The sequence below is a fragment of the Streptomyces sp. NPDC024017 genome (genome assembly GCF_040638895.1).
Classification (GTDB): domain Bacteria; phylum Actinomycetota; class Actinomycetes; order Streptomycetales; family Streptomycetaceae; genus Streptomyces.
Map to the genome: position 1 here is coordinate 52,694 of NZ_JBEZYZ010000024.1, position 19,364 is coordinate 72,057.

Sequence of the window (19,364 nt, forward strand, 5' to 3'; positions counted from 1 at the left end):
ATGTGGTCCGGACGGGCGCCGGCCCGTCCGCTCAGGCCGGCGCCGGCTCCGTCCGCGCGCGGGCCTTCTCCAGGCCGCGCACCAAAGGCGGCGCGGCGAGCCCGAGCAGGATGAAGAGCGCCGTGAGGACCAGCCAGCCGGTCGCCGCCGCGCCGACGACCAGGGAGGTCATCAGCCACGGCCCGGCGAACTGCTGGAGCCCGCGCCCCAGGGAGAACACCGCCTGGTACTCGCCCTGCCGGCCCGCCGGGGCGAGCCCGAAGGACAGGCCCCAGCTCGCCGACGCCTGGTACAGCTCGCCGAGGACGAGCACCAGCGCGCCGCCCAGCAGGGCCGCACTGTCCAGGAGCGCGCCGTGCCCCCCGCTCACCGCGAAGACCAGGCAGGACGCCCCCAGCGCCCACCCCGCCCAGCGCAGCATGCGTGCCGCTCCCGCCGGGGTACGCGCGCCCCTGCTGACCGCGACCTGGAACAGCAGCACCAGGACGGTGTCCAGGATCAGCAGCCCCGACACCAGCAGCGCGGGCGCGTCGGTGCTCGTGACGATCCACAACGGCAGACCGACCGTCAGCAGCGGGTGGTACAACTCCAGAGCGCCGCACACCAGCGCGACCACCACATAGCGCACGTCCCGCAGCGCGGCGCTGCGCAGCACCCCGCCCGGCGCCTCGGCGGCGGTGGCCCGGGGCCCGGCGCCCGCGGGCAGCCGCATCCCGAGCAGCACGGCGACGGAGACCAACTGCAGGGCGGCGTTGGCGAGGACCGTGGCGTACAGGGCGGTCGAGGTGCCGGCCGCGATGGCGGCTCCGGCCAGCGCGGCGCCGCCGAGGAAGCCCAGGTTGAACAGGCTGCGCATCTGCGCGCTCACCCTGATCCGCTCCGTCTCGCCCACCAGCGCGTCGGTGAGCGACGCTTGGAGCGCGCCCGCCGAGGTCTCCAGGACCGCGATGGCACAGGCGACCGCGAGGAACGCGGTGAAGCCGTCCACCAGGCAGTACGCGGTGAAGCCGACGGCCGCGAGCAGGAAGTTGACGGTGAGTACCCGGCCCGCGCCGAGCCGGTCCGCGAGTCGGCCGATGGGCACGGTGCAGACCAGACCGCAGAGCCCGGCGACCGACAGGGCGAGGCCCACACGCTGGGCGGGGATGCCGATGGTCCGGGTGAAGAAAACGGCGCTGGAGGTGAGGAACACCCCGAGCCCCAGGGACTGGATGAGCGTGAGGACGCCGAGTCTGCGCGCGTTCCCGGCGGCCGGAAGGGTCTCCCGGAACCAGGCGCGCATCACGGCGCCGTACCGGCGTGCCTCAGCCATGCGGCCCAGCTCCCTCGGCCCGCTCGGTCCGCAGCCCGTACACCTCCATCGCGGTGTGCACGGCGGCGCGGACCCCGGCGGCGCTCCGCCCCCGGAACCGGAAGATCCCGCAGCCCTCGTCATAGCTGCCGGGCCCGGTCATGATCTGGCCGATCGCGGGCAGTTCCTCGTGGTAGACCTCGGGGACGGCCGACCTGGGCGAGGTGCGCGCGACGACCCGTCCGGGCAGCTCGCGCGGAGCGGGGTAGATGAGCCAGCCGCCGGCCCGGGGCCCGACCGGTTCGGACGGCTGCCACAGCGGGGGCAGGCCCAGGGCCGCCCGGAACGCCTCGGCGAACAGGTCGATGCCGTACAGGTCGACGTGCAGGAACGGCACCTGCGCGCCGCCCGGCCGCAGCCCGACCTCCAGGAACACCAGCTCGCCCCCCGGACGCCGGATCGCCTCCAGGTGGAACGCGCCGTCGCGCAGCCCGAGCGCCCGCAGACAGCGGTCGGCGAACGTGGTGAGCTCGTCGCGCTCGGGGCCCGGGTCGAGCAGGACCGAGCCGAGCGGGCGGCCGTGTGCGTAGTCCAGGCAGGTGTGGACGTACTGGGAAGCGGTGACGAAGTGGAGGCGGCCGGAGCGGCGGACGCCGTCGACGTGGAAGATGTCCCCCTCGACGTACTCCTCGCACTCGTACGCCTCGGGGTCGACGCCCCCCAGCGCGTCGCGCAGTTCGTCGGCGCTGCGGACGACCGTGACTCCCTGGGAGCCCGCCGCGGCGCGCGGCTTGAGGACCAGGGGCAGACCGCCGAGGGCGTCCACGACCGTCTCCGCGGTGGGCGCGTCGTCGAGGCGCCGGAACCGGGGAACCCGCAGTCCGGCCGCGCCCACCGCGCTCTTCATGGCGGGCTTGTCCTTGAACCGTTCGACGAGGTCGAGACCGTAGCCGCCGGGGACGCCGAGTGCGGCCGAGAGCCGGGCGGCCGTCAGGATGTCGTACTCGGACTGGCCGAAGACGGCCTCGGGCGTGCCGTGCCGGTCCGCGATCTCCCGTACGAGGGGCAGCAGGTCGTCGTGGGCGAGGCTGTCGCGCACATGGACCTCGGTCGCCCCGTCCTGGTCGAGCGCGGGCAGCCCGCCGGGCGTGGTGAGGTACACCGTCCGGCATGGGTGGCCGTCGAGGAAACGGTGGTATTCGCCGAACTCGTCGCCGGAGCGGTTGAGGACGACGTACAGCGGGGTGGTCCGGTCGGTCACGCGTCCGCTCCCGGTCGCAGGGTGTCGGGCAGGCAGGCGTCCAGATCGGCGGCGCTCACCCGGCCGAAGCCGGGCGCGGGCCGGTCCCGGTGGGCCGGGGTCCTGGCGAGGAAGGCCGCCGCGCGAGGCTCTCCGGTGCCGCCGAGGCGCTGCCAGACGAGTTCGGCGAGGTCCGGCATAACCGGGAACGCGAGCAGGGACAGGCCCTTGAGCCACCAGTAGGCGCCGTCCTCGGCCGCGTGGGCGACCGCGTCGTCGGCGCACCAGCGGTCGAGCGCCGCGACCGCGCGCCGGGTCGAGACACGGGCGGCGTCGAGCGCCGCTGACTGCTCGGCGAGCAGGGATTCCAGGAGGTCGGCGACGGCCGGGGCGGGCGCCTGCGGCGGCCCCTCGGGCAGCCGGCTCCAGGCGGCGTCGATCCGCTTGCCGAGGCCGTCGGCGAGCGTGGCGTTCGCGGTCTGAAGGAAGTCCGCCGTCTCGAAGCTCGCCGCCCCGGACTCCAGATCGGCCCCGGCGAGGTAGTACCGGACGGTGTCCACGCCGATGGCGGGCGACGCGGCGACGTCCGCCGCCCAGATGGCGTGCCGGGCGCTGGTGGAGAACTTCCGCCCGGCCAGCCGGTAGAAGTTGTTGATCAGGCACCGGTCGTACGACTTCATGTCGCCGTGCAGCAGGCTGGTGCCGACGATCGAGACCAGGGTGGGGATCACGTTGTCGACCCCCAGGGTGGTGATGGTGGTGACCCCGGAGTCCGGGTCGAAGGCGTTCACGCCGGTGCCGGAGAGCCGGCCGTGGACGGCGCCCGCGAGGCGGGCGAACATGAAGATCCCGGCGTACGGGAAGAGGGCGCGCGGCACGTCCGGCTCGGGCCCGGGCAGCGGAAGTCCCCACGTCTGCGGGGCGCTCAGCCGTACGGTCAGGCCGTCGCGCTCCAGGAAGCGCGCCACGGTCGCCCGGTAGCGGTCGGCGACGCCCAGGTCCACGAGCGTGGTGTCCAGGAGGTCGCGGTCGGGCAGCCGCAGGAAGAGACTGGAGATCTCCCGCCAGGTCAGCGGCCCCTCGTCGAGCAGGGGGCGCGGTTCGACGACCGACTCGGGCAGGAAGTGCGCACTGCACTCCTCGCAGAAGTAACTGGCGATGCCCGCACCGCACTCGGGGCAGCGGCCCTGGAGCCAGCCGCCCACCACCCAGCGGTCCGACGCCGTGCAATAGGGCACGCGCTCGGTGCGCGTCAGCACCGCGCCCCGGGCCGTCAGCCGCTCCATCGAGGCGGCGACCTCCTGCTCGAACTGCTCTCGCCAGGGCTGCTGATCGGGGACGATGAACGCGTCGACGCCGATGCGCAGGGCGGCCAAGTCGTCCTGGATGCGCTGTCCGTAGCGGGCGGCGACCTCGCCGGGCGTGGAGTCCTCGGCGTGCGCCTTGAGCGCCACGTACGACTCGTACACATCGCTGCCGGTGATCACCAGCGGCAGGTCGCCGCGGACCCGCAGATGCCGCGCGATCATGTCCGACCACAGGAAGGGGCCGCCGATGTGGCCCAGGTGCAGGGGGCCGTTGGGTGTGGCCTCGGGCGGCACCAGGAGGTAGTGCCGGGGGGTGTGCGTGTCCCCGGTCAGCAGGCTCATGTTCGCGGTCTCCCGTCGAGCAGGTTCAGTGCGTCCTCGGCCATGGCCGGGGCGAGTCGGTAGCCGGATCCGGAGCCGCCGATGGCCATGACCACGTCGTCGCCGCCGACCGTGTCCACGACCGGCAGATGGCCGGGGGTGAAGCAGTCGCTGAAGACCCGGCCGCCGAGCAGGTGCGGCAGGAATCCCGGTACGTGCCGGGCGAGCAGGGCCCGGGCGAGTTCCCGGTCGCGGGCGTCGATGGCGAGCGGTTCGTCGGGGCCGCGGTCCCAGTCGGGCGAGGTGATGCTGAAGATCCAGTGGCCGCCGGGGCGGTGGGGCAGCAGGAAGGCGTCGGCGTCCTCCAGGACGAGTGCCGGGGCGCCCGGCGGGGGCGGCGTCATGATGTGGAACGCCACCACCTTCTTGACCCGGGCCCCGCTCTCGCGGGCCGCCGACGCCACCGGGCCGTCGAGGACCCAGGGGCCGGGCGCGAGGACCGCCTTGGCGGCGGTGATCCGGCCGCCGTCGGCGGCGACCAGTTCGACGCGCCCGCCCGTACGGCGTACTTCGGTGACCCGGAAGCCCTCCAGGAGGGTGTTGTCCGGGCGGCCGAGGACCTCGTCGAGAAGCCGGTCGGTGAGCCATTGGGGCTGACCCACCGTCATGCGGTCGGTAGCCAGGATGACTTGGTCGTCGTCGTGGGCGAGCCCGGGGAACGTCCGGTCGAGCAGGGCCCGCTGCTCCCCGGTGACCGGGCGGGTGCGGCCGCCGTCGGCCATGGTCGCGTCGAGCGCGGCCGTGTTCTCGCGCGCCACCAGCCAGCGGACGTCGACCGGCGCGCGTCCGGCGTCGCCGAGTCCGGCGGCGAGCTCGTCGAAGAGCGCGGTGCTGCGGGCGGCCAGGGCGCGCTGGGCCGGGTTGTGCCCCGTGGGCGTGTCGAACCCGGCCGAGAGACGGGTCGCGCCCGTCCCTCGTCCGGCGTGCGTGATCACGGCGACGCGGCGGCCCGGGTCCCGGCGCACGGCGTAGTACGCGGCGAGGGCGCCGACCGCGCCCGCGCCGACGACGGCGAGGTCGTAGTGGGGCGCCTCACCGGTCCCGGTGGTGCGCTCACTCATCGGACGCCGACCACCAGAAGGAGTAGATGACCAGTTCCTCGCCCTGGTCGGCGAAGATCTCGTGGACGGCCTGCGAGGCGAAGCCCACCAGGGAACCGGGCCCGACGAGCGACCGTTCGCCGTCCACCTCCAGGGTGCCGGATCCGGCGTGGACCACCCAGACCTCCTGGACCGCGTGCTGGTCGGGCGAGCTGGTCCCGCCCGGCGGCACGGTGAAGCGGGCCGCCTTGAACGGCACGCGGGAGAAGACCGAACGGGCGAAGTCCGCCTCGGCGACGGTCACTCCGTCGGGTTCCACCTCGGTCGGACCGAAGGGGACCAGGGCGCCGACCGCCTCGGCCTGGAACTGCGGGACCTGACGAGCGGTCATACCGGATACCTCGTTTCACCGAGCATGCTGTTGAGGATGACCGCGCTGCGCCAGGCGAGCAGGCTGAGGTTGGGATCGGCGACGCCCCAGGAGTGCCGGGCGCCGTTCTGGAGGTAGATCCGGTTCTCCGCAGGCCCGTCCCATGCGACCGAGAAGTCGTCGCCGACGACGAGCATCCCGCCGTCCCGCCGCAACCGAGCGTCCAGCGGAGCCATGAAGTCCGGCAGCGCGTAGGCGTATCCGGTGCTCAGGATCACGATGTCGGCCGCGAGCACAGCGGGTGCGGAGCCCGGGCCCGAGGACTCGACGACGAGCTTCCATTCGTCGGGGCCGCCCTCGATCGCGGTGACCGCGCAGTCCGCCAGGAAGCGCAGCCTGCCGGGGTTGTTCTCGATGAACTCGTCGCGGTAGCTCAACCGGTAGATGTCCTGGAGGACTTGGAGGTCGATACCGTCGCTGGTGTACTTCTGCCGCTCCAGGAGTCGGGCCTTGTGGTCGGAGGGCAGCGCGTGGAAGCGGCGTACGTAGTCGGGCGTGTAGAGGTCGTTGGCGAACGGCGAGTCGTCCATCGGCAGGAACGACGAGCGCCGGCTGACCCACGTGATGCTCCCGGGGGCCGCGCCGGCCGCCAGGTGGCGCACGATCTCCGCGCCGCTCTGCCCGCCGCCGACCACGACGACCCGCCGTCCGGTCACCTCGGGGGCCCGCAGCAGGAACTCCCCGGAGTGGAAGACGGTGGGGCCGAGTAAGGGACGGAACGGCTCGGGGACGGACGGGGTGAGCCCAGTGCCGAGCACGAGGTGACGTGCCGTCACTTCGTGTGCGCCGGCGCGGAGGTGGAAGGCCCCGTCGTGGAAGTCCACGCTGTGTACGTCCGCCCCGAACGTCAGGCTCGGCAGCCGCCCGGCGACCCACTGGAGGTACTGGTTGAACTCGGCGCGCAGGACGGCCGGGAAGTCCGCGGCCAGGAACCGGTAGAGCCGGCCCTCACTCGCCAGGAACGACAGGAACGAGAAGGGACTGGTCGGATCGACCAGCGTCACCAGGTCCTTGAGCAGCGAGACCTGGAGGGTGGCCTCGGGCAGCAGCAGTCCGGGGTGCCAGGAGAAGCTCTCACGGCGTTCCAGGTGGGCGCCGCGCAGCCCTTCGACCGGATGCGCGAGCGCGGCGAGGCTCATGTTTGCGGGGCCGATGCCGACAGCCGCGTAGTCGAGTATGTGTGCGTTCATGGTGGGAACCGCCGGGTCAGGCCGGGACGACGAGGTCGCCGAGCGCCTGCCAGCGGTCCAGGGCGCCCTGCGGCGAGTCCGCGGTGAACAGGGCGTGGCCGAGGCGCGAGCGGCAGTCCTCGACGCCCGGGATGGTCTCGCCCGGTGCGAAGTACACGGCGGTCTCGGTGACTTCCGGCAGTGCCTCCAGCTCCGGCCACCCGGTGAGCTCCCGGTACGAGGAGCGGCCCCGCAGCGGAGAAGAAGCGGATGCCGGCGCTCTCGGCCTGCGGCCGGGCGAAGGCGCCGGCCGCCTCCAGGCCGACGCCGAGCGCGGTGGCGACGGCCACCCTGGGCAGGCTGACGCCGGTCACGAGCCGCAGCAGCTCCACGATCCGGTCGCCCGGCAGCCGGGCGCCGATCTCGATGAGCACCGGACCGTCGGCGGTCAGGCGCAGTTCGCAGTGGAAGGGGCCGCTGGTGATGCCCACGGCGCGGACGACGTCGCCGACGTACGCCTCGACGTTCTTCAGGGTGGCGTCGTCGACGAGCGCGGGGGTGAGGTGGCCCAGCTCCACGAAGTCGGGCTCGGGGCCGAGCAGCGTGCGGCTGAGGGCGACGACGGTGACCTCGCCGCTCTCCAGGACATAGCCGTCGGCGCTGAACTCGGGTCCCTGGACGTACTCTTCGACGAGCACCCGGTGCTCGTGCAGCTTGCCCATGTCGGGCTCCGGGTCGGTCACGAGCCGCTGGAACGCGGCGGTGAGCTGGTCGAGGTCGTCGGCGCGGCTGACGTGGATGCTGCCGGAGCAGGCGACGGGCTTCAGCACGCAGGGAAAGCCGACCCGTTCGGCCGCGGCGCGCAGTTCGGCGTCGGTGGTCGCCTGGGCGAAGCGCGGGGTGCGCAGCCCGGCCTCCGCCACGGCGGCTCGCATGACGCTCTTGTCCCGGACCCGGTCGACGGTCGCCACGGGCAGGCCGGGCAGGTCCAGTGCCGCGGCGACGCGCGCGGTCGCCGTCACATAGATGTCGGAGCCCGGCAGCACCGCCTCGAACGGCTCGGCCCGGTGCAGTTCGAGCACGGCCGCCTCAAGGGCGGCTTGGTCGTTGGTCTCCACCGTCAGCACCGAGTCGGCCGCCGCGCGCACCGCGTCGGAGAGCCGGCGGTCGCCGGAGTCGGCGGTGGCGACGACGACCCGCAGTCCCATCTCGGCCGCGACACCGATCAGGGTGGCGCCTCCGGAGGAGGCGGGTTCGACCACGAGAACGCGGGCAGGACGAAGTGCATCTGTGTGCGGCAAAGCGAAATCCCCCGGGGCAGAGCTGTAAGGACCGGACTCACGATCGCGATCCTGGTCGTGATCTTTCTATCCGGGCGCCTTGGGTCCGGTCAATGGATGACCGCAAGATTGTCTGCGAGGGCGGATCTGAGCCGCATATTTTCCGGTACGAGAGCCCCGTCAGCGCATGCTCGGCTCCCGGAAGCGACCGAACGCCTTCGTGAAGGTTCGATGCCGCACGCTGGGATGCTGCATCCGGTGTCACCATTCGCCTCCGGGCCACAGGCCCACCTCGGTCGGTACGCCGTTTACCTCGGCCGTCAGGGCCCCGTGGGGAAAGCCCGGGAGGGCGACGCGCAGCCGCGGGCGGCCGGGGCCCTCCGTGCGGAGGGTCAGGCGGTCGTCGCCGGACAGGCGGGCGGTGATGACGGTCCGGTGGCCGTCCTCGTCGCACAGGACAGCCCGGGCCGTACCGGAGGGCTCGGCCTGAGGGCGGACCCAGACGGCGGTCACCTCCGGGAACGGGGCGCTGCCCGCGCGGTCGGCCGGAGCGGTGGTCAGCAACAGGCTGCCGGCCCGTAGCCAGAGCGGGGCGGTCGCGAGCGGGAGCTCCACCCGATGCCAGGCCGGACCGGTGACCGGTCCGCCGGCCGGTGCGTTGCCCGGCTCGCCGCTCTTTCTCGCGCCCGGTTCGCCTCCCCGCCCCGCGTGCTGCTCTCCGGTCGGCTTTCCGGGCTGTTCTCCACCCGCGTACGGCAGCCACTCACCGGGCGGGAACCAGACCTGCCGTCGTCCGCCCGGCGCGTACAGCGGGGCGACCAGCAGGTCGGGGCCCAGCAGGTACTGGAGGTCGGCGGCATGGGCGTCGGGGCGGTCCGGATGGTCCAGGGCCATGGGGCGGGCCAGCGGCTCGCCGGTGCGTACGGACTCCACCGCGGCCGCGTGGAGGTGGGGCAGCAGACTCATCCGCAGGCGGGCCGCGTGCAGCACTGCCGCATACGCCTCCTCGCCGAAGTCCCAGGGCAGTCGGGAGGTCATGCCGTGGAAGCGGCTGAGCGGTGACAGCAGACCGAACTGGGCCCAGCGCACGAAGAGTTCGGCGTCCGGCGTGCCGTGGAAGCCGCCGATGTCGTGGCTCCAGAAGGGGTGGCCGGAGAAGGAGAGGGAGAGGCCGGCGCGGAGGGTGGCGGCGAGGTCCGGCCAGTCGGCGTTGGGGTCGCCGGTCCACTTGGCGCCGTGGCGCTGGCCGCCGGTCCAGGTGGAGCGGCCCCAGGTCAGGCCGTGGTCCGCGGTGGCCTCTCGGGTGACCTCGGCGACCAGGTCGTTGTAGAGGAGGGGGTAGAGGTTGTGCAGGCGGTCGCCGGTCATGCCGTTGTGGGCGACGGCGTCGGCGGGGACCGCCTCGCCGAAGTCGGTCTTGAGGACGCACGCCCCGCCGGCCATGACCTGGCGGATGCGGTCCCGGAACCAGGCGACCGCACCGGGATGGGTGAGGTCCAGCAGGGCCGTGTCCGGATGCGCCCCACCCCAGACCTGCCCGACCCACGTGGAGCCGGAGGCGGTGCGCAGGAACCAGCCGTTGCGGTTCGCCTCCGCGTAGTGGGCGCTGTTCACGCCGATGTGCGGGTTCATCCAGAGTGAGACGTGGAAGCCCTCCCCGGCGAGTGCCTCCACCAGCCCCCGGGGGTCGGGGAACGCCTCGGTGTCCCAGCTCATGTCGGACCAGGAGCCGTGCGGCTGCCAGTACGTGTCGATGTGCAGGACGTCGCAGGGGAAGCGGTGTTCGCGGATCCGGCGGGCGCGCGCACGGACGTCGGCCGCGCTGTCCTGGCGGAAGCCGCCGGAGATCCAGGGTCCGAAGGCCCATTTCGGAGGCAGCAGGGCGGGGGCGGTCAGGTCGCGGTAGGCGGCCAGGCATTCGGCGGGGGTGCCGCTGATCAGGCAGTAGTCGAGCACCTCGTCGGGGACGGTCATGGACCAGGCGCCGGTGTTGCTGTGCGCGAGGTCGAAGGCCGCCGCGGTCGTGGTGTCGACCAGGACGGCATAGCCACGGCTGGAGAGCAGGAACGGGACCGCTTTGTAGGAGCGGGTGCCGGTGGAGCCGAGGGCGTCCTGGACCCAGCAGTCGACCCGCTGGCCGCGCAGGTCCGGGCCGGTGAAGCGTTCACCGAGGCCGTAGAAATGCTCGTCGGGTTCGGCGGTCCAACTGTCGTGGTGGGCGAGGCTGCCGTCCGTGAGTTCGGTGACACCGAGCGGGAGAACGGTCAGGCGGCCGTTGGGGTCCCGTACGTCGGTGACCTGGCGCAGCGACCGGCCGTGGCGGTCGGTCAGTTCCATCGAGAACGGGGACAGGCGCACCTTCACGCTCAGGGCCCCGAGCCGCAGGGTCACCGCGTTCGGGGGCTGTTCGACGGTGCATCTGCCGTCGTGTGGCGCGGTGACGAGGGATGCCCGCGGCGCGGTCGGGACGTCGTCCATGCGCAGGGTGACGCGTACGCCCGTGCCCGTCGCGGGCCGCAGCCGGAGTGTGCCGGTGCGTCCGGCGGCGGTGCGTACGTCCAGGGTCGCGCCGCCGGCTTCTGCGCGGGCGACGCAGGCGCTGACGACCGGGTCGAGTGCGCCCGGCCCGGCGGGGACCAGGGGCGGCGGCGGGGCGACGTACGCCGTGTGGTCACGGGGATGCAGTGAGGACATGGCTTTCCCGGTCGTGAAGTCGGGTGTGGGTGGGCGCGCGCATCGTCAGCCCCTGACGCTGCCGACGGTGAGGCCGCCGACGATGAAGCGCTGGAAGAGCGCGAAGACGCAGACCACCGGAATGCTGATGAGGGTGGCGGTCGCCATCAGGGCTCCCCACGCCGTGCCGTGCCGGCCGACGAAGGCGTTGAGCAGGACGGTGACGGGCTGGACGCCGGGCTCCTCGGCGAGCGTGAGCCCGAAGAGGAACTCGCCCCAGCCGAGCAGGAAGGACAGCCCGGCCGTCGCGACCAGTCCCGGCACCGTGAGCGGCAGGACGACACGCAGCACTACGCCGGGCAGCCCGCAGCCGTCGACCAGTGCGGCCTCCTCCAGTTCGGCGGAGACCGCGCGCAGCACCGGGCGCAGCACGATCACCGCGAAGGGGAGGGTGAGCGTGGTGTCGGCGGCGATCAGGCCCACGTACGTGTCGTCGAGACCGGCCCGGCGTTCGAGGATGAACAGCGGTGCGGCCAGCACGATCGCGGGCGGCAGTTGGGCGACGAGCAGGGCGAGCACCATGCTGCCCGAGCCCCGCATCCGTACCCGGGCGAGGGCGTAGGCGAGCGGGACACCGAGGAGCATGGTCAGCGCCACCACGCCGGTGGAGATCACCAGGCTGTTGAACAGGGCCCGGGTCAGGCCCTCGTAGCCCAGCGCCGTCGAGTAGTTCTCGCCGGTGACCGGGTAAGGGACCCACTGCGGGGTCGGTCCCAGGATCCGGTCCGGCGGCGTGAGGCTGGTCTTGGCCATCCAGTACACCGGCAGCAGGAAGGCCGCGGTGATCACCACGGCGGTCGCGGTGAGCAACCAGGGGTGGCGGGGCGGTTTCACGCGGCACCCCCTGTCGTTTCCTCGCGCCGCAGCCGTCGTACGTAGAAGACGCCCGCGAGCAGTGGTACGACGAGCAGCAGCAGGCCGGCGGCCGCCCCCTGCCCGAACCGGAAGAACCTGAAGAAGACCTCGTACACGTAGAGGGAGAGCACGCGGGTGGAGTCGACGGGGCCGCCGCCCGTCATCACGAAGACGGTGTCGAAGACCTTGAAGGTGTAGATGAGGCCGAGCAGCAGCACGGTGACGGAGACCGGCCGCATCAGCGGGAGGGTGATCCGGTGAAAGCGCTGCCAGGGTCCCGCGCCGTCGATGGCCGCGGCCTCGTACAGCTGGGGGTCGATGGTGTGCAGGCCCACCAGGAGCAGCAGCATGTTGAAGGGCACGCCGACCCAGATGTTGGCGAAGACGACTCCGGCGAGTGAGGTGGACGGGTCGGTGAGCCAGTCGTGGGAGAGGCTGCCCAGGCCCACCGCCTCCAGCAGGGCGTTGTAGGCGCCGGACTCCGCGTCGAGGAGCCAGCGGAAGAGGGTGCCGCTGACCACCGGGGGCAGCAGCCAGGCCACGAGGAGGAGGGAGCGCAGGAGGCCGCCCAGCGGGAACGGGCGGGCGAAGAGCAGGGCCAAGGCGAAGCCGATGGAGAACTGGAACACCAGCGATCCCAGGGTGAAGACCACCGAGAGACGTACGGAGTGCCAGAAGGCCGGATCGTCGAGCACGGCCCGGTAGTTGTCAAGGCCGTTGAACTGCCAGCTCCTGCCGAGCAGTTGGCCCAACCGCACGTCGTGGACGGACGTCCGGACGTTGTAGAACAGCGGGTAGGCCAGGAAGAGGGCGAGGAAGGTCATCCCCGGAAGGCAGAACAGGTAGCCCGCGCGTCGGCGGCGGGAGGACGGCTGCCTGCTCCGGTGTGGCCTCATCGGCCCGACAGTGCTTTGTCGATCTTGGCGGCCGCGGTCCTCGCCGCCGCGGACGGGGACGCGGAACCGGTCAGCACGGCCTGCTCGGCCTCTGAGACGGCCTGCGAGGCGTCGGCGTAGCCACGTCCGTACTGCCGTGGGCGGGCGAGGGGGAGCTGGCTGAGGAAGAGCCGCAGCGCCGGGTCGGACGCCCAGGTGCCCCGGTCGGCGAGGTCTTCGCGCGCGGGCAGGTTGCCGAACGACACCAGATACGGCACCAGCACCGACGGGCGCTGGGTGTACTCCAGGACCTCCCACGCCTTGTCCAGGTTCTCGCTCTGCGCCATCAGGACCCAGTTCTCCCCGCCCAGGCAGGTGGCGGCTTCCTGGTCGCGGGGCAGGGCGACGACGCCCCAGTCGAAGTCCGCCTTCTTCAGGGTGGGGATCTGCCAGGGCCCGTTGATCTGCAGGGCGGCGCGCTGGTTCATGAACCGCGTGTTGACGTCCTGCTGGGTCCAGCCCACGCAACTCTCCGACAGCGAGCCCTTGGCGATCAGGTCGTGGAGGAAGGACAGCGCCGTCGCGCCGTCGGTGGCGAAGGTGTCCAGGTCGCCGCCCGCCTGCCACAGGAACGGCAGGAACTGGAAGACGCCCTCCTCGGACTTGATCGCGCTCAGTGCCAGACCGAACCGGTCCCCGCTGGTCAGCCGCTCAGCCGCGGAGGCCAGCTCGTCCCAGGTGGTGGGGGGTTCCACTCCGGCGGACTCGAGCATCCGGGTGTTGTAGTAGAGGGCGAGGCAGTTGCTGTTGTTGGGGATCCCCAGGACCTTCCCGCCGATCCGGCAGCTGTCCCAGGGGCCTTCGTAGTACTGGTCGGCCTGGCCCCACGCCTCGACCCTGCCGGTGAGGTCGGCCAGCAGATCGCTGCCCCCCAGGGTGTTCATGGCGACGTTGTCCACGATGGCGATGTCGGGCTGCTCGCCGGAGATCGCGCCCAGGGTGATCTGCCGGTCGAGCTCCGTGAACGGGAAGGTCCGCCGCTGGATCCGGACGTTCGGGACGCCGGCCTCGACGTCCCTGATGAGACGGTTCATCCCGGGCTGGAAGTTGTCCAGGGTGAAGTAGTCCCACCAGGTGAGGGTGACCGTTTCCGACTCGTCGGAGCCGCAGGAGGCCAGCGCCCCGCCAAGACCGACGGCAGCCACTCCCGCGCCCGCGGTACGCATGAGTCCGCGGCGGTCGACCGTGTAGGACATGGGCTGCTCCCAGAGGATCGTGATCGGGTCCAGGCAGTGACGTATCAGAAATCCAGGTCGAAATCCGGAAACTCCGGCTCGGGTTCCGAACCGGGCACCGGTCGGCAGCGGCCTGTGCTGGCGCGCAGGGTGATCAGGGGTTTCATCAGGACGCGCCGGGGATCCGAGCCGGGTGAGCGCAGCCGCTCCACCATCAGGTCGACGGCCACCCGGCTCATTTCCTTGGCGGGTATGTCGGCGGCGGTCAGAGGCGGGCTCACCTGCTCGGCCCAGGGGCTCGCCGCCACACCGACGACGGAGAAGTCGCGCGGCACGCTGCGGCCGTGCCGGGTCAGCCCGCGGTAGAGGCCCTCCAGGGCCGCCTCGTTCTGGGTGACCAGGGAGGTGGTCGCCGGATCGTCCCGCAGGATCCGCTCCACGACCTCCTGCCCCGAGACGATGTCGTCGTCGCAGAGGTACGCACGAGGGGTGAGCCCCAGTTTCGTCATCGCCTCGGTGTAGCCCTCGTCGCCGAGCCGCGCGAACCCGTACCCGCTGTCGAAGAGCCGCGCCGACCGGTTGACGAAGGCGATCCTGCGGTGACCCAGGTCGGCGAGGTGCTGGACGCAGGCACTCGCCAGACCCGCGAAGTCCAGATCGACCCAACCGGCCGCGTCAGCCCGGGGATTGCGGCCGATGGCGACGAACGGGAAGCCCGCCTCGGCCAGATGGCCGACCCGGTTGTCCTCCCGGCGGACCTCCATGACGATCACGCCGTCGACGCGTGGCACGCCCACACACGGCCGCTCCCCGTCTTCCCGCCCCTCGCCGCCCGTCCGCCACGGGCCGTCCGGCCACCGCCCTTCACCCACCACCCGCCGGAACGAAGGGTCGTCGTCCGTGTCCGCCGGGGAGAGCAACAGGTCGTAGCCGTAGCCGGCGGCGGCCTCGGCCACCCCGCCGATGAAGGCGAGTTGCATCGTCGTGTACACGCGATTCCGGTCGGCCGGCGGGTAGAGCAACCCCAGCGTGTGGGTCCGGCCGCCGGTGTCTGCGGGCCGCTGCGGCGCCGGAACGCCCCGGTGCTCTGCCATGGTCAGCTGGCCGGGAGGGGTTGTTCGGCCCAGATGGTCTTGCCCATGGTGGTCTGGCGGGTGCCCCAGCCCTGGGTGAGCTGGGCGACCATGTGCAGCCCCCGCCCGCCCTCGTCGTAGGTGCGGGCACGGCGCAGGTGCGGGGCGGTGCTGCTGGCGTCGGACACCTCGCAGATCAGAGTCCGGTCCCGGATCAGCCGCAGTCCGATCGGTACCTCCCCGTAGCGGATGGCGTTGGTGACGAGCTCGCTCACCACCAGCTCGGTGACGAACGCCGCGTCCTCCAGCCCCCAGGCCGCGAGCTGACGGCTGGTCTGGGCCCGGGCGTCGGCCACGATCGCCGGATCGGCGGGCAGGGCCCAGGCGGCGACCTGGTCGGCGTGCAGGGCCCGGGTGCGCGCCAGGAGGAGGGCCACGTCGTCGGGCGGGCTGTCGGGCAACATGGCCTTGAGGATGGCGTCGCAGGTGACCTCCAGCGAGGGAACGGGGTGGGCCAGGGCGCCGCACAGCCGATCCAGGCCGAGGCTGACGTCTCGATCGCGTGCCTCGATCAGGCCGTCCGTGTAGAAGGCCAGCAGACTGCCCTCGGGCAGTTCCAGCTCGGTGGACTCGAAGGGCAGACCGCCGACTCCCAGCAGCGGGCCGGGGGTCAGCTGGATCACGCTGACCGCGCCGTCGGGGAGCAGGACGGCGGGCGACAGGTGGCCGGCACTGGCGAGGGTGCAGACGCGGGAGACCGGGTCGTAGACGGCGTAGAGGCAGGTCGCCCCGATCTCGCCGGTGGTGTCCCGCAGGCCGGTCTCGACGCCGGAGTCGTCCGACGTGAGGTGGATGACCAGGTCGTCGAGGTGGGTGAGGAGCTCATCGGGCGGCAGGTCCACGTCGGCGAGGGTGCGCACCGCGGTGCGCAGCTGCCCCATGGTGGCGGAGGCGTGGATGCCGTGCCCGACCACGTCGCCGACGACCAGGGCCACCCGGGTACCCGACAGGGGGATGACGTCGAACCAGTCGCCGCCCACTCCCACGCCCGTACCGGCCGGCAGATATCGGTACGCCACCTCGACGGCCGCCTGCCTGGGGAGATCACGGGGCAGCAGACTGCGCTGGAGGGTGAGCGCGTTGGTGCGCTCTCGGGTGTAACGGCGCGCGTTGTCCACGCCCACGGCCGCCCGGCCGGCGAGTTCTTCGGCGAGCAGCAGATCGTCCTGCTCGAAGGGCTCGGAGCCCTCTCCGCGCACGAAGACCGCCACCCCGAGGGTGATGCCCCGGGCCCGCAGCGGGGTGGCCATGAGCGAGTGGAGCCCGAACTCCCGGACCCGGGTGCTCCTCATCCGGTGCTCGGTGACCCACCGGACGAAGTCGGGGTCGTCGATGCCGCTGAGTACGGATTGCCCGCTGCTCAGGGAACGGGCAGGGGGTGAGTACGGGGGATAGGTGTCGACCTCTCCGAGGTCGACTGCGGCTTCGGGCGTGTCGCCGCCGACGGTGACGGACTGGTGCGCGACCCGGCGGAGCACCACGGCCGCGTCGACGGGGCCGGGGACCGGTTCCTCTCCGAGCAGCACGGAGTCCAGCAGGTCCACGCTGACGAAGTCGGCGAGCCGCGGAACGACCAGATCGGCGAGCTCCTCGGCGGTCCGTGTGACGTTCAGGGTCGTACCGATCCGGGTGCCGGCCTCCTTCAGCAGGGCCAGCCGCTGGCGGGCGGAGCGCTGCTCACTGCTGTCGAACGTCGCGGTGCCGACGCCGACCACCTCACCAGTGGCGGGATCGCGGACCGGCCACAGCTCGATGATCCAGGCACGCTGGCGAGCCGAGGGCTGAGCCCGGTCGAAGCGCTCGTAGCGCATCGACCGGGCTTCCTCGGCGACCAGGCGGACGCACTCCAGGAACCCCTTGTCGGCGCAGGCGTCGCCCAGAAGAGCGGAATCCGGCGACGGATGGTCCTCGGCCACCTGCCTGCCGTCGGGCGCCCGCGTCTCCTCGCCCGCGGCCGTCGGGACCTCCTGCTCACCGCCCTCCGCGGCCGCGTTCAGCTGCCATGAGCCCGAGGCGGTGGCATACGTGGACAGCGGGATCGACGACTGGGCGAACGCCCACTCCACCATCCTCAGGTCGTGCTCCGACTCGCGACCCGTGGTGGCGGTCACTACGAAACCCTGGGGTGTGCCGTCGCCGCCCAGCGACGGATGGGCGTGCAGGGTCAGCTCGACGAGGTGGCCGTCCCGGTGCCGCAGTGCCGCCGTGCCGCTCCATTCCTGGGAGCCCGCCAGGGAGAGCCCGGCCGCGTCGGGGGGCTCCGGACCGGCGAGGAGTCCCGCCGCCGCGCGTCCGACGACCTCCCCGGCACGGTGGCCCAGCAGCCGCCGGGCGCCCTCGCTCCACCCTGTGAGCACGCCCTCCAGGCTGATGGTGGCTGTCGCAGCACCCGGTGACCACCCGGAGTAACCATGAGGCTGATCATAAGTGGCCATTCATGCCCGATTCGTGCCGGTGGTGTCACTCACAGTCCAGCGTGCGCGCCGCGGGAGAATCCGACAAATCGGATGAGCCGAGGTGGCGGAACCCCGGGAGCACCCGGGTGCGTCGCCCGTCGTGAGGATCGGCGTCAAAGGCGGGCGGTTCGAGAGCTTCTCGTCCCGCATGATCAACCAGCCCCTGGGCTGGACCCATTCGACGCTCCGGATGAAACGGGGACGACTCGAAGGCCGTGCGCCCGACGTCGCCTGCGTGAGTTCGTCGCGGATTCCTCCGGGCTGCAGTAGGAGCTCTCAGGCAGCGAGTCGTCGCGTGCCTCTGATACGCCTGATGCGTCGTCAGGGAAGTCGGCAACTGATCAGCACCAGTCCCCACGCGTTCCGAGAATCCTGCCTGAGCAGACCCTGGTGGGCAGCGTCACGACAGCCTGGTTCGCACGGAAGCCCAGGCAGGAGCCTCCTCGTTGGAGTGAAGCGATGTTCCTCACAATCTTCGAGTCCGCCGCGTGCCAGTTGTAGAGTGCTACCGCCTTTGACCTGCACAAAGCAGGCAGGGAGCCGTCCTTCAGGAGTTCAACATGCTGCGCACCATGTTCAAGTCCAAGATCCACCGAGCCACCGTCACCCAGGCCGACCTGCACTACGTGGGATCCGTGACCATCGACGCCGACCTGCTCGACGCCGCCGATCTGCTGTCCGGCGAGCTCGTGCACATCGTGGACATCACCAACGGCGCCCGGCTGGAGACGTACGTCATCGAGGGCGAGCGTGGATCCGGCGTGATCGGGATCAACGGGGCCGCCGCCCATCTCGTCCACCCCGGCGATCTGGTGATCATCATCAGCTACGCCCAGGTGACGGACGCCGAGGCGCGGGCACTCATCCCCCGGGTCGTGCACGTGGACCGCGACAACCGGATCGTGGCCCTGGGCGCCGACCCGTCCGAGCCGGTGCCGGGCTCGGACCAGCAGCGCAGTCCGCAGGCCGTCAGGGCCTGACCCGAGCTGAGAAGGAGCGTGGCGATGAGCGACCCGGAGATCCGCGACGACCGGGCGGCGGGCCGGCTGGAGGCCGTGTCCGGTGGTGAAGTCGTGGGCCGCATCGAGTACTTCGTGCTCGACAGCCCCGAACGCGCGCTCGTGCCCGTCCACACGATCGTCGAGCCGGCCCACGAGGGCAAGGGCATCGCGGGTTCGCTCGCGCGCGAGCTCTACGCCCTCGCCGGACGCGAGCACAGCGCCGTCGCCTCGCTCTGCCCGTACGTCACCAAGTGGGCCGAACGCCACCCGGACGAGGCCTCGCCTGCCGATCAGGACCTGCTGGCGTCGGCGAAGGACTGGCTGAGGGCCCATCCCGGCCGGTTCTGAGGACCCACCCGGGCCGTTTCCGAGGGCCCACCCGGCCGTTTCCGACGGCCGTTCCCGTCACCCCCCGCCCCCGTTACCCCCACCTGGTCCCCTCCCCGTCCTGCCGGGGAGTGACTGCCGAGGCGGGTGCCGGGTAGGCGGGGGAGTAGTCCAGAGCCGGAGTCGTCCTACTGGCTGGAGGACCTGATGACGAACCCGATTCCCGACCCCGTGCCGCCGGCGCCGACACCGGGCCCCGATCCCCAGCGCCCGGAGCCGCCCGGCCCCGATCCGGTGCCGAACCCGCAGCCCCCGCCGGGCCCGGAGCCGACCCCACCACCGCCTGCCCCCACCCCGCCGCCGGGCCCGACCCCGCCGGCGCCCCCGGGCCCCGACCCCGTACCGGGCCCCGACCCGTCCCCGATCCCCCCGGGACCGGAACCCGTACCGAGCCCGGAGCCCGGCCCACCCCTGTCCTGATCCCGGGACGCGAACGGGGCGGTGGACGGCACCTCGTGCCGTCCACCCCCCCCCCCCCCAACCCCACCCGCCGCGCCCCCCCCGGGGGGGCCCCACCCACCCCCCCCCCCCCAAAAAGGGTGGGACCCCCC

Annotated in this window: 15 protein-coding genes and 1 pseudogene; 2 read left to right on the plus strand and 14 right to left on the minus strand. The window is 72.3% G+C overall.

All coding sequences use genetic code 11. The annotated features are described in order from the left end of the window. Positions 1-31 precede the first annotated feature (31 nt). From AB0G20_RS38330 to AB0G20_RS38395, 14 genes and pseudogenes are all read right to left on the minus strand, one after another. Positions 32-1,312: an MFS transporter gene (locus tag AB0G20_RS38330; RefSeq protein WP_361311202.1), complete on the minus strand. Its 1,281-nt coding sequence runs from the start codon at positions 1,310-1,312 to the stop codon at positions 32-34. After that, positions 1,305-2,552: a hypothetical protein gene (locus tag AB0G20_RS38335; RefSeq protein WP_361311204.1), complete on the minus strand. Its 1,248-nt coding sequence runs from the start codon at positions 2,550-2,552 to the stop codon at positions 1,305-1,307. The genes AB0G20_RS38330 and AB0G20_RS38335 overlap by 8 nt, the downstream gene beginning before the upstream one ends. Then, positions 2,549-4,180, minus strand: coding sequence for a class I tRNA ligase family protein (locus AB0G20_RS38340; protein WP_361311207.1), 1,632 nt, complete (start codon positions 4,178-4,180; stop codon positions 2,549-2,551). The genes AB0G20_RS38335 and AB0G20_RS38340 overlap by 4 nt, the downstream gene beginning before the upstream one ends. After that, a complete protein-coding gene (locus AB0G20_RS38345) occupies positions 4,177-5,280 on the minus strand; it encodes an FAD-binding oxidoreductase (protein ID WP_361311209.1) in 1,104 nt (367 codons plus the stop codon). The genes AB0G20_RS38340 and AB0G20_RS38345 overlap by 4 nt, the downstream gene beginning before the upstream one ends. Continuing rightward, entirely contained in the window at positions 5,273-5,650 is a 378-nt protein-coding gene (locus AB0G20_RS38350) for a cupin domain-containing protein (protein ID WP_361311212.1), read from the minus strand. The genes AB0G20_RS38345 and AB0G20_RS38350 overlap by 8 nt, the downstream gene beginning before the upstream one ends. Continuing rightward, positions 5,647-6,879, minus strand: coding sequence for a SidA/IucD/PvdA family monooxygenase (locus AB0G20_RS38355; RefSeq protein WP_361311214.1), 1,233 nt, complete (start codon positions 6,877-6,879; stop codon positions 5,647-5,649). Before AB0G20_RS38355 ends, AB0G20_RS38350 begins: the two co-directional genes overlap by 4 nt. 16 nt (positions 6,880-6,895) lie before the next feature. Beyond that, entirely contained in the window at positions 6,896-7,036 is a 141-nt protein-coding gene (locus AB0G20_RS38360; RefSeq protein ID WP_361311235.1) for a hypothetical protein, read from the minus strand. Positions 7,037-7,184: 148 nt separating this feature from the next. Then, positions 7,185-8,066: pseudogene (locus AB0G20_RS38365) on the minus strand (ATP-grasp domain-containing protein); the annotation flags it as partial. Positions 8,067-8,399: 333 nt separating this feature from the next. Beyond that, positions 8,400-10,832: a TIM-barrel domain-containing protein gene (locus tag AB0G20_RS38370; RefSeq protein WP_361311216.1), complete on the minus strand. Its 2,433-nt coding sequence runs from the start codon at positions 10,830-10,832 to the stop codon at positions 8,400-8,402. A 45-nt stretch (positions 10,833-10,877) separates the two neighbouring features. Beyond that, positions 10,878-11,705 carry a carbohydrate ABC transporter permease gene (locus AB0G20_RS38375; RefSeq protein WP_361311218.1) on the minus strand — a complete coding sequence of 276 codons (828 nt, stop codon included), beginning with the start codon at positions 11,703-11,705 and terminating at the stop codon, positions 10,878-10,880. Next, entirely contained in the window at positions 11,702-12,622 is a 921-nt protein-coding gene (locus AB0G20_RS38380) for a sugar ABC transporter permease (protein ID WP_193477324.1), read from the minus strand. Before AB0G20_RS38380 ends, AB0G20_RS38375 begins: the two co-directional genes overlap by 4 nt. Next, positions 12,619-13,857, minus strand: a complete 1,239-nt coding sequence (locus AB0G20_RS38385; RefSeq protein WP_361311220.1) for a sugar ABC transporter substrate-binding protein — start codon at positions 13,855-13,857, stop codon at positions 12,619-12,621. The genes AB0G20_RS38380 and AB0G20_RS38385 overlap by 4 nt, the downstream gene beginning before the upstream one ends. 44 nt (positions 13,858-13,901) lie before the next feature. Beyond that, positions 13,902-14,930, minus strand: coding sequence for a substrate-binding domain-containing protein (locus AB0G20_RS38390; RefSeq protein WP_361311222.1), 1,029 nt, complete (start codon positions 14,928-14,930; stop codon positions 13,902-13,904). A gap of 2 nt (positions 14,931-14,932) precedes the next feature. Further along, positions 14,933-17,404 carry a SpoIIE family protein phosphatase gene (locus AB0G20_RS38395; RefSeq protein WP_361311225.1) on the minus strand — a complete coding sequence of 824 codons (2,472 nt, stop codon included), beginning with the start codon at positions 17,402-17,404 and terminating at the stop codon, positions 14,933-14,935. Positions 17,405-17,985: 581 nt separating this feature from the next. Here AB0G20_RS38395 and panD point away from each other — a divergent pair. Both panD and AB0G20_RS38405 read left to right on the plus strand, forming a co-directional pair. After that, on the plus strand, positions 17,986-18,405 hold the full coding sequence (gene panD, locus AB0G20_RS38400; protein ID WP_361311228.1) for an aspartate 1-decarboxylase: 420 nt from the start codon (positions 17,986-17,988) through the stop codon (positions 18,403-18,405). Between the two features lie 24 nt (positions 18,406-18,429). Continuing rightward, a complete protein-coding gene (locus AB0G20_RS38405) occupies positions 18,430-18,774 on the plus strand; it encodes a GNAT family N-acetyltransferase (protein ID WP_361311230.1) in 345 nt (114 codons plus the stop codon). Positions 18,775-19,364: the final 590 nt, after the last annotated feature.

Excerpts from the sequence above, each read along its gene's own strand:
- AB0G20_RS38330 (WP_361311202.1), bottom strand. The coding sequence starts at position 1,312 with ATGGCTGAGGCACGCCGGTACGGCGCCGTGATGCGCGCCTGGTTCCGG.
- AB0G20_RS38340 (WP_361311207.1), bottom strand. The coding sequence starts at position 4,180 with ATGAGCCTGCTGACCGGGGACACGCACACCCCCCGGCACTACCTCCTG.
- AB0G20_RS38345 (WP_361311209.1), bottom strand. The coding sequence starts at position 5,280 with ATGAGTGAGCGCACCACCGGGACCGGTGAGGCGCCCCACTACGACCTC.
- AB0G20_RS38350 (WP_361311212.1), bottom strand. The coding sequence starts at position 5,650 with ATGACCGCTCGTCAGGTCCCGCAGTTCCAGGCCGAGGCGGTCGGCGCC.
- AB0G20_RS38355 (WP_361311214.1), bottom strand. The coding sequence starts at position 6,879 with ATGAACGCACACATACTCGACTACGCGGCTGTCGGCATCGGCCCCGCA.
- AB0G20_RS38370 (WP_361311216.1), bottom strand. The coding sequence starts at position 10,832 with ATGTCCTCACTGCATCCCCGTGACCACACGGCGTACGTCGCCCCGCCG.
- AB0G20_RS38380 (WP_193477324.1), bottom strand. The coding sequence starts at position 12,622 with ATGAGGCCACACCGGAGCAGGCAGCCGTCCTCCCGCCGCCGACGCGCG.
- AB0G20_RS38385 (WP_361311220.1), bottom strand. The coding sequence starts at position 13,857 with ATGTCCTACACGGTCGACCGCCGCGGACTCATGCGTACCGCGGGCGCG.
- AB0G20_RS38390 (WP_361311222.1), bottom strand. The coding sequence starts at position 14,930 with ATGGCAGAGCACCGGGGCGTTCCGGCGCCGCAGCGGCCCGCAGACACC.
- AB0G20_RS38395 (WP_361311225.1), bottom strand. The coding sequence starts at position 17,404 with ATGGCCACTTATGATCAGCCTCATGGTTACTCCGGGTGGTCACCGGGT.
- panD (WP_361311228.1), top strand. The coding sequence starts at position 17,986 with ATGCTGCGCACCATGTTCAAGTCCAAGATCCACCGAGCCACCGTCACC.
- AB0G20_RS38405 (WP_361311230.1), top strand. The coding sequence starts at position 18,430 with ATGAGCGACCCGGAGATCCGCGACGACCGGGCGGCGGGCCGGCTGGAG.